This window comes from Polaromonas aquatica, assembly GCF_050626995.1.
Lineage (GTDB): Bacteria > Pseudomonadota > Gammaproteobacteria > Burkholderiales > Burkholderiaceae_C > Polaromonas > Polaromonas aquatica_A.
This window is the reverse complement of sequence record NZ_CP192467.1, coordinates 1,048,575-1,061,597: the sequence shown is the minus strand read 5'-3', so window position 1 is coordinate 1,061,597 and position 13,023 is coordinate 1,048,575. Positions and strand designations below refer to the sequence as shown.

General features: G+C 63.5%; 13 protein-coding genes. 1 reads left to right on the top strand and 12 read right to left on the bottom strand.

From position 1 onward, the window contains the following. Positions 1 to 61 precede the first annotated feature (61 nt). The 5 genes from ACQ4MS_RS05160 to ACQ4MS_RS05140 are packed head-to-tail and all read right to left on the bottom strand — an operon-like array spanning position 62 to position 4,724. On the bottom strand, positions 62 to 1,012 hold the full coding sequence (locus ACQ4MS_RS05160) for an ABC transporter ATP-binding protein (RefSeq protein WP_431098180.1): 951 nt from the start codon (positions 1,010 to 1,012) through the stop codon (positions 62 to 64). Beyond that, positions 1,009 to 1,650 carry an ABC transporter permease gene (locus ACQ4MS_RS05155; protein ID WP_431098178.1) on the bottom strand — a complete coding sequence of 214 codons (642 nt, stop codon included), beginning with the start codon at positions 1,648 to 1,650 and terminating at the stop codon, positions 1,009 to 1,011. Before ACQ4MS_RS05155 ends, ACQ4MS_RS05160 begins: the two co-directional genes overlap by 4 nt. A 17-nt stretch (positions 1,651 to 1,667) precedes the next feature. Beyond that, entirely contained in the window at positions 1,668 to 2,291 is a 624-nt protein-coding gene (locus tag ACQ4MS_RS05150; RefSeq protein ID WP_431098177.1) for an ABC transporter permease, read from the bottom strand. Then, the gene (locus ACQ4MS_RS05145; protein WP_431098176.1) at positions 2,288 to 3,802 is read right to left on the bottom strand and encodes an HAL/PAL/TAL family ammonia-lyase; all 1,515 of its coding nucleotides are present in this window, start codon (positions 3,800 to 3,802) and stop codon (positions 2,288 to 2,290) included. The genes ACQ4MS_RS05150 and ACQ4MS_RS05145 overlap by 4 nt, the downstream gene beginning before the upstream one ends. A 40-nt stretch (positions 3,803 to 3,842) precedes the next feature. After that, on the bottom strand, positions 3,843 to 4,724 hold the full coding sequence (locus ACQ4MS_RS05140; protein ID WP_431098175.1) for a glycine betaine ABC transporter substrate-binding protein: 882 nt from the start codon (positions 4,722 to 4,724) through the stop codon (positions 3,843 to 3,845). Between the two features lie 322 nt (positions 4,725 to 5,046). Here ACQ4MS_RS05140 and ACQ4MS_RS05135 point away from each other — a divergent pair, with 322 nt between their 5' ends. Continuing rightward, positions 5,047 to 6,009, top strand: a complete 963-nt coding sequence (locus tag ACQ4MS_RS05135) for a YeiH family protein (protein WP_431099537.1) — start codon at positions 5,047 to 5,049, stop codon at positions 6,007 to 6,009. A 3-nt stretch (positions 6,010 to 6,012) separates the two neighbouring features. Here the strand turns inward: ACQ4MS_RS05135 and ACQ4MS_RS05130 are convergent, their stop codons facing one another. The 7 genes from ACQ4MS_RS05130 to ACQ4MS_RS05100 are packed head-to-tail and all read right to left on the bottom strand — an operon-like array spanning position 6,013 to position 13,023. Next, entirely contained in the window at positions 6,013 to 6,822 is an 810-nt protein-coding gene (locus tag ACQ4MS_RS05130; RefSeq protein ID WP_431098174.1) for an ABC transporter ATP-binding protein, read from the bottom strand. Continuing rightward, complete coding sequence (locus ACQ4MS_RS05125) at positions 6,819 to 7,598, bottom strand: ABC transporter permease (RefSeq protein WP_431098172.1); 780 nt, start codon at positions 7,596 to 7,598, stop codon at positions 6,819 to 6,821. Before ACQ4MS_RS05125 ends, ACQ4MS_RS05130 begins: the two co-directional genes overlap by 4 nt. Positions 7,599 to 7,610: 12 nt before the next feature. Further along, entirely contained in the window at positions 7,611 to 8,567 is a 957-nt protein-coding gene (locus ACQ4MS_RS05120) for an ABC transporter substrate-binding protein (RefSeq protein WP_431098170.1), read from the bottom strand. Between the two features lie 58 nt (positions 8,568 to 8,625). Next, complete coding sequence (gene hutH, locus ACQ4MS_RS05115) at positions 8,626 to 10,170, bottom strand: histidine ammonia-lyase (RefSeq protein WP_431098167.1); 1,545 nt, start codon at positions 10,168 to 10,170, stop codon at positions 8,626 to 8,628. A 7-nt stretch (positions 10,171 to 10,177) separates the two neighbouring features. Further along, positions 10,178 to 11,149, bottom strand: coding sequence for a Bug family tripartite tricarboxylate transporter substrate binding protein (locus tag ACQ4MS_RS05110; RefSeq protein ID WP_431098165.1), 972 nt, complete (start codon positions 11,147 to 11,149; stop codon positions 10,178 to 10,180). Beyond that, the gene (locus ACQ4MS_RS05105) at positions 11,149 to 11,985 is read right to left on the bottom strand and encodes a phosphate/phosphite/phosphonate ABC transporter substrate-binding protein (protein ID WP_431098163.1); all 837 of its coding nucleotides are present in this window, start codon (positions 11,983 to 11,985) and stop codon (positions 11,149 to 11,151) included. The genes ACQ4MS_RS05110 and ACQ4MS_RS05105 overlap by 1 nt, the downstream gene beginning before the upstream one ends. A 24-nt stretch (positions 11,986 to 12,009) precedes the next feature. Further along, positions 12,010 to 13,023 carry an ornithine cyclodeaminase family protein gene (locus ACQ4MS_RS05100; RefSeq protein ID WP_431098161.1) on the bottom strand — a complete coding sequence of 338 codons (1,014 nt, stop codon included), beginning with the start codon at positions 13,021 to 13,023 and terminating at the stop codon, positions 12,010 to 12,012.

The window sequence follows — 13,023 nt, the reverse complement described above, 5'->3', positions numbered from 1 at the left end:
AGCCCGGCGAAGCGGTCCTGGCTAGGCGGTGCAACAACGCCAAGAGGCTTTTTGAGTGGCTCTATATGCGGGCGACCGCAGCGGCTTGCTGAATGCTCCGCAGCGTGATACGGCCCAGCGGCTTGCCCTCCGCATCCACAATGCCGGCCTCATTCGCGCCTGCGTCCAGCATCGCCGACAAGGCATCGCGCAGCGGCGTCGTGGCCGGCAGGCGCGGTGCGCCGGCGGCGGGGATTCCGCTCTCCACATAGGGCCCGGCCGTCAGTAGAGCCAGCCGTTTGAGCGAGCGGTCGCCACCCACAAAGGATTCAACGAAGGAATCGGCCGGGTGCGCGAGGATGCGTTCCGGTGTGTCGTACTGCACCACCTTGCCGCTGCGCAGAATAGCGATGCGCGTGCCCATGCGGATGGCTTCGTCGATGTCGTGCGTGACAAACACAATCGTTTTTCCCAGCTCGCGCAGGATGCGCAGGAATTCGTCCTGCAGGCGCGCGCGTGTGATGGGGTCTATGGCACCGAAGGGCTCGTCCATCAGCATCACGGGCGGGTCGGCCGCCAGCGCGCGGGCAACACCAATGCGCTGCTTCTGCCCGCCTGAGAGTTCGCGCGGGAACCGGCCGCGGTAGATCGATGGGTCCATGTGCACCATGTCCAGCAATTCATCCACGCGTTTGGCAATGCGGGCCGAGTCCCAGCCCAGCATTTTCGGCACGGTGGCCACGTTCTCGGCCAGCGTCATGTGCGGGAAGAGGCCCACCTGCTGGATCACATAGCCGATGGACCGGCGCAGCTCCACCGGGTCCATTTTTGTGACGTCGCGCCCGCCGACCTCGATGCGGCCTGAATCGGGCTCGACCATGCGGTTGATCATGCGCATGGTGGTGGTCTTGCCACAACCTGAGGGGCCGATCAACACGCAAATCTCGCCTGTATTGATCGTCAGCGACAGGCCGTCGACGGCAGACTGTGTGCTGCCGCCAAAGGACTTGGTAAGGCTGTCGAGTGTGATCATGCGCGAAGCCCTTGGGGAGTCATGCGGCGCTGCAGCGCGCCAAAAAGAAAATCAGTGCCCAGCGCCAGCAGCGCGACCGGGATGGCGCCCACCAGCAGCTGGGGCACGGCCATCATGGCGATGCCGGCTGTGATGAAGTCCCCCAGCCCGCCGCCGCCGATAAAAGCAGCCAGCACCGCGCCGGAAATGATCTGTACCGCCGCCGTGCGCAGGCCGGCAAAGATGACAGGCATCGCCATGGGCAGCTCAACCTGCCACAGCAGGGCGGTGCGTGTCATGCCCATGCCAATGGCGGCATCCACCGCGTCGGCATCCACCCCGCGCATGCCGACGATGGTGTGCGTGACGATGGGCGGCAATGCGATCAGCGTCAGGGCAAACAGCGCGGGCGCAAAGCCGGTGCCGAGTATCGGCATCACCAGCGCCAGCACGGCCAGCGAGGGCAGGGTGCGCCCTACGTTGGCGACATTCACCACGGCGAGCGAGAGCCCGTTCTTTCGTGCGACGGCAATGCCCGCCGGAATGCAGATCAGCGCGGCGATGAACAGCGCCGAGGCCGACAGCGCCACATGCACGCCCAGCGCGCGGTAAAACTGCGCGGGGTGCGACAGAACATAGTTCCAGGCATCGGCAAGCATCATGGCCTCTTGGGGGTTCAGGCTGCGCGCCGGTTTTTCAACCGCCGCTCAAGCAGGGCCAAGCCCATATCGACAACGACGGAGAGCAGGCAGACGGTGAGCGCGCCGGTCCAAATCTTGGCCGGATGGTCGCTGGCAATGCCATTGAAGATCAGCGTGCCCAACCCGCCCGCGTTCACGTAGGCGGCCACCACCGTCACGCTGATCACGGTAACGGCCGAGACACGCAGGCCCGCCACGATCAGCGGCAGGGCCAGCGGCAGCTCGATGCGGCGCATGATCTGCGCTTTGTTCATGCCCATGCCGCGCGCCGCGTCGATGATGTCGGCCGGCACCTCGCGGATGCCGGTGGCCACGCTGCGGATCAAAATCATCAGCGAAAACGCCACCATGGTGATGATGGCGTTGGTGCGGCCCAGGCCGACCACAGGGATCAGGAAGGCCAGAAAGGCCAGTGTCGGGACGGTGTACAAAAGACCTGAAACCGTCATGACCACGCCGTAAAGCCTTTCACGCCGCGCAGCCACGATGCCGATCACCAGCGAGAGCGCAAAAGCGATGACGAGTGCCGTCAGCGAGATGGCAATATGCTCCCACAGCGAATGGAGCACGTCGGGCCAATTGCGTAAAAACCAGTTCATGCGGCACCTCCGCCATCAAGGCTGAAGACGCCTGCGGCGATGGCGCTGTGGATGCGGTCGATGTCAGGGCCCAGCGGGCGGTCTTCGTCCAGCATGGGCACCAGCTTGCGCACCTGCGCGAAGGTGCGCCGGGTGCCTTCACCCATCTGGGCGATGTCCAGTTCGCGCAGATCCACTGCCTGCGCGGATATCAGCAACTCGATGGCAATCAGGTAGCGCACCCGCTCTACGAGTTCGCCGAGTTTTTCAGCCACGCCCAGCGCCATGCAGGCGTGGTCTTCCAGCGCTTCAGACACCGGCATGTAATCAAGCGAGCCCGGGTTGGCGCGCAAGCGCACCTCGGCCCAGAGTGCGGTCAGGGTTTTTTGCACCGTGGCAAAACCCGAATGGGCCGGGCCGTGGCGTGTGAGCTGCAGCGGCAGGCCCGTGAGTGCGGGGGACATAAAGCGCTGGCTGCGGGCCACCGACATGCTGGCTGCCTGCGCCAGCGCAATGGCAGAGGCGTCCAACGCCAATGCGAGCGCCGGCACATGGAAGTTGCCGTTGGAAAGCATCAGCCCCTCTTCGGGCAGCACCAGCGGGCTGTCAGCCGCGCTGTTGAGTTCGATCTCGACCTGCGCACAGGCGGCGTCCACCATGTCGCGCGCGGCGCCATGCACCTGGGGCACCACGCGTGTGGATACCGGGTCTTGCACGCGGCGAGCCGCACCGGGCGCGAGCAGGGCGCTGCCCTTGAGCAGTTCGCGCAGCTGGCGCGCCACCTCAACCTGGCCGGCGGCAGGCCGGGCCGCAACGGCGCCGGGATGCAGCGGCGACAGGTTGGCTCTGAAGCCTTCATAGCCAAGCGCCACAGCGGCCAGCCAGGCATCCAGCGCTACATTGGCTTCGTGCAGCACCAACGCGGCACGCGCGGTGGTGGCAGCGTTCGAGCTGATCAATGCCAGGCCGTCTTTGGCGCCGAGGGCCACGGGCTCAAGGCCCGCGCGTTCAAGCGCGGCGGAGCCGCTCAAAACTTCTCCGCGCACCTCGGCCTCGCCTTCACCAAACAGCGGCAGGGCCAGGTGCGAGAGTTGAGGCAAATCGGCCACGCCGATGGAGCCAAAGCGCGGCACCACCGGGTGCACCTGGAAGTTCAGCAAGTTGATGCAGGCGTCGAGCACGGCGGGCGAGACACCCGAACCGCCGCGCGACATGCCGGCAATGCGTGCGAACTGCATCGCACGCACGGAGGTTTTGTCATAGGCCGGCCCAACCGCTACGGCCCGGGCGCGCACGGCGCGGCGCTGGTAGTCCTCCAGGTCGCCTTCGGCCAGCACCGCGCCGGTGTTGGCGCCCAAGGCTGAGTTGAGTCCATAGACAGGCTGGCCCGAGGTGGCCAGTTGCATCACCAGCGCACGCGCGGCGGCCACGCGCTCACGCGCGGCGGGCGCCAGTGCCACGGGCTCGCCGGCGCGAGCCACGCGCACCAGGTCTGCGATGCCCAGCCATTGTTCCCCGACCTCAAGCGTCATGGCGTACCCGCTCTCACGGTGATGCGTTGAAAAAAGAGGCTTACTTGACCAGGCCCTTGGCCTTGAGGAAGTCGCGCGCCACCTCTTTGGGCTCCAGCTTGTCGCCATCGACCTGGTAGTTCATCTGGGCCATGGTGGTTTCGTCGAGCAGGGCGCTGACGCGATTCAGCACTTCACCGATCTTGGGGTTGGCGTCGAGTGCTTCCTTGCGGATTACCGGCACCACGAAGTACGGCGGCCACAGGCTCTTGTCGTCGCGCAGGCGCTTGAGTTTCATGGCGCTGATCATGCCGTCGGTGGAATAGCCGTTGACGACCTGAATCTGGTCGTTGCGCAGCGCCTGGTAGCGCAGGCCGATGGCCATCTGCAGGTCTTCACCGAAGACCATGTCGTATTTGGCCTTCAGGCCCGGCAAGCCGTCCTTGCGGTCGCGGAATTCGGGGCCGGCGCCGACCTTCAGGTCTTTGGCGACTTTGGCCAGGTCAGACAGGGTTTCGAGCTTGAGCTTTTGCGCCGTTTCGGCGCGCACCACCATCACATAGCCGTTGTTCAGGTTGGACTGGTTGAGCAGTACAAAGCCCATCTTGGCATAGGCTTCCTTGACCTTGTCATAGACGGCCTTGGGGTCGGTCATGGGCTCCTGCTTGAGCACGGCCAGCAGCATGGTGCCGGTGTACTCGGGGTAGAAGTCGATCTGCTTTTCTTCCATCGCCTTCTGGGCGATCAGCGTGCCGCCCAGATTGAGCTTTTTCTCTGTCTTGATGCCTGCGGCTTCGAGGGCCTGCGCATAGATTTCGGCCAGCACGAACTGCTCGGTGAAATTTTTGGAACCGACGCGTACCGCCTGCTGGGCTTGAGAGGCGAGCGGCGCGAAGGCCGCCAGCGCGAAAGCGGACAGGGCCAAAAGTTTGCTGATCTTCATAGTGATCTCCGTATAGGTTGCGGCGAAACTGAAAAAGGAATCTTCTGGCCCGTTGCATGCACATCCCGTGCCTGGAAACCACGCCATCTTGGTGCTTCCAGTGCCTCAACTTGTATATACAACCTAATAATAGTAGCATATGAAAATAGCGTGTGCAAGACGGAAATTCACCGGATGATCCCTGTTTTCCGCATGAACCAGACAACAGCCGGAAGCCTTGCCGCCGGTGCCTTTTCGCCTTATTCCGGTTTCATCACCGGTTCCATCTCCCGTGTCCTTTCTTCCTTCCGTCTCCCTTCTGAAAGCCAGCGTGCCCGGCGCCATGGTGTGTGTGGTCATCGCGCTGGCGGCGACCTTTCTGTCAGAGCATTACGGTGGGCCGCAGCTGCTCTATGCCTTGCTGATCGGCCTGGCCTTTCACTTCCTGAACAGCAACCCCACAGTCAAGACCGGGGTTGATTTCTGCGGCCGTGTTTTGCTGCGTGTCGGCGTGGCCTTGCTGGGCGCACGCATCACGCTGACCCAAGTCGCCAAGCTCGGCATCGAGACGGCGCTGGTCATCGTGGCGGCGGTGGCACTCACCATCGCCTTCGGCCTGCTGCTGGCGAAGTGGCTTAAGCGCCCACGTGAAGAGGGTGTGTTGTCGGGCGGGGCTGTGGCCATTTGCGGTGCGTCAGCCGCCCTGGCGATTTCGTCGGTATTGCCACACACCAAAGAGAACGAGCGCTTCACCTTGCTGGCAGTCGTTGGCGTCACGGTGCTTTCCACACTCAGCATGATTCTTTACCCGTTTGCCCTCAAACTGATCGGCCTGGAGCCGGCGCAGGGTGGCATCTTTCTGGGCGGCACGATTCATGACGTGGCGCAGGTGGTGGCGGCCGGCATGATGCTGGGCCCCGAGGTCGGCGATACGGCCACCGTGGTCAAGCTCTTTCGCGTGATGTTGCTCATGCCCATCGTGCTGTTGATCGCTGTCAGCTACCGCAACCACCCCGACACCCAGGCGGTGGATGAAGAAGTGCCGCTGGTGCCCGGCTTCCTGCTGGCCTTTATCGTGCTGGTGCTGCTGGCAACCATCGGCGCCTTCACCCCAGCGATGACGCAGGCGGCCAGCGACACCTCGCGTTGGTTGCTGGTCACGGCCATTGCGGCCGCCGGTATCAAGACCAGCTTTGAAGACCTGATGAAGCTGGGCTGGCAGCCTGTGGCCATGCTAGTGGGCGAGACGGTTTTTATTGCCGCCCTGGTGCTCGGTGCGGTGATGGTGTTGCGGCTCGGCCTTTAGCCTTTAAGCAGCCGGGGCTTGCAGGCCCGCAGCCTTGTGCACCTCAATGCGAATCTCTTCGGTCAGCCGTGCCTTCAGTTCGGTAAACACCGGCGCCGTCTTGACCGAGTAATGGCGTGGATGTGCCAGCGGTACAGGGATGTCGCACTTGATTCGCCCCGGCCGCGCACTCATCACCACCACGCGGCTACCCATAAAAATGGCCTCGTCGATATCGTGCGTCACAAACAGCACGGTTTTCTGTTCGGCTTCCCAGATGCCTTGCAGCAACTCCTGCATCAGTTCGCGTGTCTGATGGTCCAGTGCACCGAAGGGCTCGTCCATCAGCAGGATGCGCGGGTCATTGGCCAGCGCCCGCGCCAGCGCGGTGCGCTGCTGCATGCCGCCCGAGAGCTGTTTGGGAAAGTGATTCTCAAAACCCTGCAGCCCCACCTTCTTGATGAACGGGTGCGCGATGTCTTTCTGGGCGTCCAGCGCCATGCCCTTTTCACGCAGGCCAAAGCAGACGTTCTGCAAGATGGTGAGCCAGGGAAAGAGGGTATAGCTCTGGAACACCATGCCGCGGTCGGCGCCCGGGCCGGTGATGGGTTTGCCGTCCAGCACGATGGTGCCGCTGGTGGGTGTGTCCAGGCCGGCCACCATGCGGAGCAGCGTGGACTTGCCGCAGCCTGAGGGACCCAGGATGGTGATGAAGTCGTTCTCGGCAACGCTCAGGTCGGTGGCTTGCAGCGCAACTGTGCCTGGGCCTTTGGTAGCCGCGAAGGTTTTCGACAGTTGGGTGACGGTCAGGATCGGTGCTGGAGAAGAAGTCATCGGCCTAACTGAGCCCAGGGAAAGAGTTTGCGGTTGAGCGCCTTGAAAGCTAAATCGGTCACGAGGCCAAAAACACCAATCACGATGATGCCGAAGATGATCTGGTCCGTCGCCAGCAATGCCTGGCTGTCGGTGATCATGTGGCCAATACCGCTCGATGCGCCAATCAGCTCGGCGACGATCACATAGGTCCAGGCCCAGCCCAGCACCATGCGCAGGGTTTCGGCAATCTCGGGTGCGGCGCTGGGCATTAACACACGCACCACAATGCCGCGATCGGCCGCACCCAGTGTGTAAGCCGCCTCCACCAGGTCGCGTCGCGTATTGCCAACGCTCACGGCAATCATCAGTACGAGCTGAAAGAACGAACCGATAAAAATCACAGCGAGCTTCTGTGCTTCGCCAATGCCCGCCCAAAGAATCAGCAAGGGAATAAAAGCCGAGGCAGGCAGGTAGCGCGCAAAGCTCACAAAGGGCTCAAAGAACGCCTCGACCGGTTTGTAGGCACCCATCATCACGCCCAGCGGCACCGCCAGCAAGGCGGCAATCGCAAAACCGCCCAGCACCCGCCAGACCGTCATGCCGATGTCCTTGATAAAGCCCTGGTTGGCCAGCAGGTCGTAGCCCGACTTCACCATGGTGATCGGGTCGGCCAGGAATGTCTTGGAGACGTACCCGCCCAACGTGAAGATGGCCCACATCACGAAGAAGAGGATAAAGAAGCTCACACCCAGCGCGATGCGCGCGCCGGGGGAAACGGGCTGTAGTGGCCGCATGCGTTCGCTGGCTTACTTGAGAAAACGCGTGTCGGCGAGCTTGCTCATGTCCGGTAGCGACTTGATGATGCCGGCTTCCAGCAGCAGGTCAGCCGCTTCCTTGCTGAAGGCTGCGTGTTCGCCGGCAAAGAATTTCTGGTTGGCCGCACGGTCTTGCCAGCGCAGGTATTTGGAGGAGGCTTCAAAGGCTTCACCAGTCTGCTTCACGTCGGCACCCATGATCTCGAAGCTTTTCTTCGGTTCTTTCTGGATCATCTCGACCGCCTCAAAGTAGCTGTCGGCCAGGGCCTTGGCTGCCTTTGGGTTCTCGGTCAGGAACTTGGGCGTGCAGCCGAAGGTGTCCATCACCATGGGGTAGTCCAGCGTGGTGGCAAGAATCTTGCCGGCCTCCGGCTTCGCACGCACCGCGCCCAGGTAAGGTTCGTAGGTCATCGCGGCATCTACACCGGCGGTGCCGGCAATCATGGCGTTGGCCGCGGCCTGCGGTTCCAGGTTGACGACCTTCACGTCCTTGGTGCTCATGCCGTTTTTCTTCAGCATCCAGGCCAGGGCAAAGTAAGGCGAGGTGCCGGGCGCGCTGGCAGCCACGGTCTTGCCTTTGAGGTCAGTGATTTTGGTGATGTCGGACTTGACCACCATGCCATCGGCGCCATAGCTTTTGTCGAGCTGGAAGATTTGCGTAGTGGCCACACCGTTGGCGTTCCACACCACCCAGGTCTCTACCGTGGTGGCGGCGCACTGTACATCGCCCGAGGCAATCGCCAGGTGGCGGTCTTTCTGCGGAATCTTCTTGATGGAGACATCGAGCCCATTTTTCTTGAAGATGCCGGCTTCCTTGGCCAGGGTCAGCGGGGCAAAACCCGTCCAGCCCGAAATGCCGACGGCGACCTTGGTCTCCTGTGCGTGGGCGCTGCCGATCGCCAGGGCGCCTGCGAAGGCCAGCAGGGAGTGGGCAAGTTGTTGCTTCATGAAGAGGCTCCTGTGTGGTTAGAGATAGCGCTGAAGGTATGGCTAATGTATGCAGGCTTCATGCCAGCCGCAAGTCGGTTAACTCGGTGATTTGGGCCTCTCCGGCCAGGCCAATGCGCCCGCCCGCCACCAATTGGTGCACCTTCTCCATGTCGGGCGCCAGGCTGCGGTCATGCATCATGGCCGGCGAGGCCTGGCGCACCAGTTGCAGGACGCCTTCGAGCACCGCGGAGCTTTTGAGGGGACGCAAAAACTCAATGCCTTGCGCGGCCGCCAGCAGTTCGATGGCAACGATGTATTCGGTGTTGCGCAGCATGGGCTGCAGCCGGCGTGCCGCGAAGGTGGCCATGCTCACGTGGTCCTCCTGGTTGGCAGAGGTGGGCAGGCTGTCGACGCTGGCGGGATGGGCCAGCGATTTGTTTTCAGAAGCCAGTGCGGCGGCGGTCACGTGCACGATCATGAAGCCGGAGTTCAGACCTGGCTCAGGTGTGAGGAAGGCTGGCAGGCGAGAGGCCACGGTGTCGACCAGCATGGCAATGCGGCGCTCGGTGATGGCGCCAATCTCGGCAATCGCCACGGCTAACGCATCGCAAGCCAGCGCAACCGGTTCCGCATGGAAATTGCCACCGGAAAGCAGCGTCTCATCATCGGCAAACACCAGCGGGTTGTCGGTGACAGCATTCGCTTCGCGCATCAGCACTTGCGTGGCGTAGCGCATCTGGTCCAGGCAAGCACCCATCACTTGCGGCTGGCAGCGCAGGCAGTACGGGTCTTGCACACGGTCGTCGCCCTCAAGGTGCGAGCGGCGGATTTCGCTGCCGGCCATGATGGCGCGGTAGGCAGCGGCGCAATCGATCTGTCCCGGCTGGCCGCGCACCGCGTGGATGCGCGGGTCAAACGGACCGTCGCTGCCGCGCGCAGCGTCCAGCGTGACGGCGCCCGAGATCACGGCGGCTTCAAACAGGCGGTCGGTAGCGAGCAGCGCATCCAGCGCCAGCGCGGTCGAGACCTGCGTGCCATTGATCAGCGCCAGGCCTTCCTTGGCGGACAGCTTCACCGGCGTGATGGCGGCCTGCTTGAGCGCATCGGCAGCGGCCATGCGTTTGCCCTCGTAGAAGACCTCGCCTTCGCCAATCAACGGCAGGCACAGGTGAGCCAGCGGTGCGAGATCGCCCGAGGCGCCGACGGAGCCCTGGCAGGGAATCACCGGCGTCAGGCCTTTGTTGTAGAGCGCCATCAGCGTGTCGATGACCATTTCACGCACGCCCGAAAAACCGCGCGCCAGGCTAGCGGCCTTGAGCAGCAGCACCAGGCGCACCACGCGCTCGGGCATGGGCTCGCCCACGCCCACGGCATGCGAGCGCAGCAGGTTGAGCTGCAGTGTCTCCAGGTCGGCCTGCGCGATACGCTGGTTGGCCAGCTTGCCGAAGCCGGTGTTGACGCCGTAGACGGCGTCCCCGCCGTGCGCGGCCTTCTGCACCAGCGCGGCGCTGGTGCGAATGCCGGCTGTGGCCGAAGGGTCGATGGCGAGCGTTTGCCGGCTGGTGTGGATGTCGCGCAGCTGCGCCAGCGTGAGCAGGCCGGGTTGGATGGTGAGGGTCATGGTGGTGTTATTCGGGTTTGATGTTTTTTTGGCGGATCACGTCGGTCCAGCGCAGGGTGTCGGCCTGGATGGTGGCTGCGAGGTCTGAAGGCTTTCCGGTTGCGGCATCCATACCCAGTGCGGCCAGTTTTTCCTTGAGCGCGGGCGTGGCGAAAAGCTTGCCGGTTTCCGCGTTGAGCCTGTCAATGACTGCGCGCGGCGTGCCGGCCGGCACCATCAGCGCATACCAGGACACGGCCTCGAAGCGCGGCAGGCCTTGCTCGGCAATGGTGGGCGTGTCAGGCATCACAGGTGAACGCTTGAGGCTGGCCACACCCAGCGCACGCAGCTTGCCGCTCTTGATGTGCGGCAACACCGAAGACATCTGCGCAAACATCATGCTGACCTGGCCGCCCAGCAAATCGTTGATGGCCGGGCCTATGCCTTTGTAGGGCACATGCAGCAATTGCACGCCGCCGTTGAGTGCCATCAACTCGCCCGCTAAATGCGCCTGGCTCCCGGCGCCTGGTGAGGCAAAGCTGATGCTGCCGGGTTTCTGCGCGGCCAGCGCCAGCAGTTCCTTGACGGAACGCGCCGGCACAGCGGCATTGACCACCAGCACGTTCTCCACTGTGGCCAGCATGGTGACGGGTGCCAGGTCCGAAGCCTTGTAGGGCAGGCTGGGGTAGAGCGCCGGGTTGACGGCGATATTGCCCAGCGGCACGATGGCCATCGTGTAGCCATCGGGTGCTGCCTTGGCGGCCTGGTCGATGCCGATATTGCCTGCGGCACCCACCTTGTTTTCAACCGTAGCGGGCTGGCCCATAGCGTCCGAAAGGCCTTGCGCCAGTAGGCGGCCCAGCACATCGACAGGCCCGCCAGGCGGGAAGGGTGCGATGACGTGCAGCGGTTTTGAGGGGTAAGTCTGGGCTGTTGCTCCCAACGAGGCAAGGGCGAGCAACAGGGCAAGAAATGCAGATCGTGTTGGCAGCAGCTTCATCAGATGTCATCCAGTGCGGGTGCAGGCCCGCCGTCCATGGCTGCCAGCGGCAGGTAGGTGGCGGGGTCGGGGAAAGCAAAACCCGCCAGCAGCAGGCGCTGCATGAGCGGTGCCAGTTCGGGTGCGGTGGCCGTCGCCAGCAGTGCTGCACGCACGCGTGCCAACACTTCCACGGGTAGATCGGCAGTGGCCACCAGCGGCGGAATCGGCAACGTCGCGGTGCTGGCGATTGTGCGCACCCGCGCTGCAAAAGCGGGGTCATGCGCTTTGAGCAAGTCGTGGTAGTAGCTGTCCAGCGGACCGGCGTCGATACGGCCGTCAGCCAGTGCGGTTATCACGCCGCGCGCATTGATGAGCTCGCCCACGGCTTTACGGTAAAGACGTGAATCCTGCGCCCTGCGATAGGGCGCCAGGTGATGGCGCAGCGCCACGCCGCCCGACATGGAATCAGCCAGCGTGTAGCCGATCACGCCGCCAAAGGTGTCTTCCAGCGTGCGGTAGGGTGCATCGGTACGCACCACGATGTCGGTGAAGTACACCGGTTTGCCGCCATAGCGTGCCGGCGAAGGAATGGGCGCCGCAACCAGCATGGGCAGCTCGCCGCGCCTCGCAAACGGCAGCCCGCACATCATCGCCAGGCCCAGATCATTTCGCGCCCACAGCACCGACAGCGGCGCGGGTGCGTCGTAGTCGATCAGGTCCCAGGGTAATTCGGCGCGCGCCAGCACCCAGGCCAGCAAGGCCTTCCAGTCGGCCTTGACTGAGGGCGTGGCCGAATACATGCGGGCATTGGCGATCAGTGCCTGCACGTCTGGCCCAGCCTGTGGTGTGTTCACGGCGTTCACCCTATGTGATTTTGCTCAGCGGAACCGCAGCTTTTGCCCCAGGCCCATGCGCTTGGCTTTCTCCAGCATGAAGGCGCCCAATGCAATGTCTGACAGCGAGAGGCCGCGGTGCCAGAACAGATTGGTTTCGTCATCGCTCTCGCGCCCGGGTTTGAGGCCCGCGACGATCTGGCCGAGTTCGGCATGCAGCGTGGCCTCCGAGAGCTTGCCGACATCCACGTGGGCACGCAGCGCGCCCAGCGGGCCGGCCTTGGCCTGGCCCCAGTCGTCCATCACCATCTTGTCCATGATGTCGGTGAGCGAGAGCTCGACCGCGCTCATGGTGCCGTAGGGAATCACGCACGCGCCTTTTTTGATCCACTCGGTCTTCAGCATGGGCGTGGGTTTTTCCAGGCGCGAGGCCTCGACCACGATGTCGGCGCCGCGCACGCAGGACTCCCAGTCCTCGGTCACGGTGATCTTTTTGCCCAGGTCCTTCTCGAGCTTTGCGGCGAAGGCGTTGCGGCTTTCGGGCCGGCGCGAGTGCACGCGGATCTCGTCGAAGTTGTAGATCGAATCGAGCAGGCGCACATTCCAGTAGGAGGTGCCGCGCGCGCCTATGTGGCCCAGGATTTTCGAGTTCTTGCGCGCCAGGTGCGTGGCGCCCAGCGCGGTGATGGCGCCGGTGCGCATGTCGGTGATGTCCGAGGCGTCGATGATGGCGATCGGCGAGCCGTTCTTTGGGTCAAACAGGTTGAGCACTGCCAGCTCCGAAGGCAAACCCTGCTCGTAGTTCTTGTAAAAATCGCCCACCACCTTCACGCCGGCCAGGCCCAGAGGGCGGATGTAGCCGCGCAACACATTGAAGTGGCCGGGGTAGTCTTTTTCCGGCACCAGGTGCATGCGCGGCTCGATGGTGGTCTGCTTGTTGCCTTGTGCATGCAAGGCTTGCTCGACGGCGGCAATGATCTCGGCGTCGGTCAGCGCCAGGGCCTGGACGTCGGGATGGTTCAGGTAGGTGAGATGGATCTCGGCGGTGCTGTCGGACAT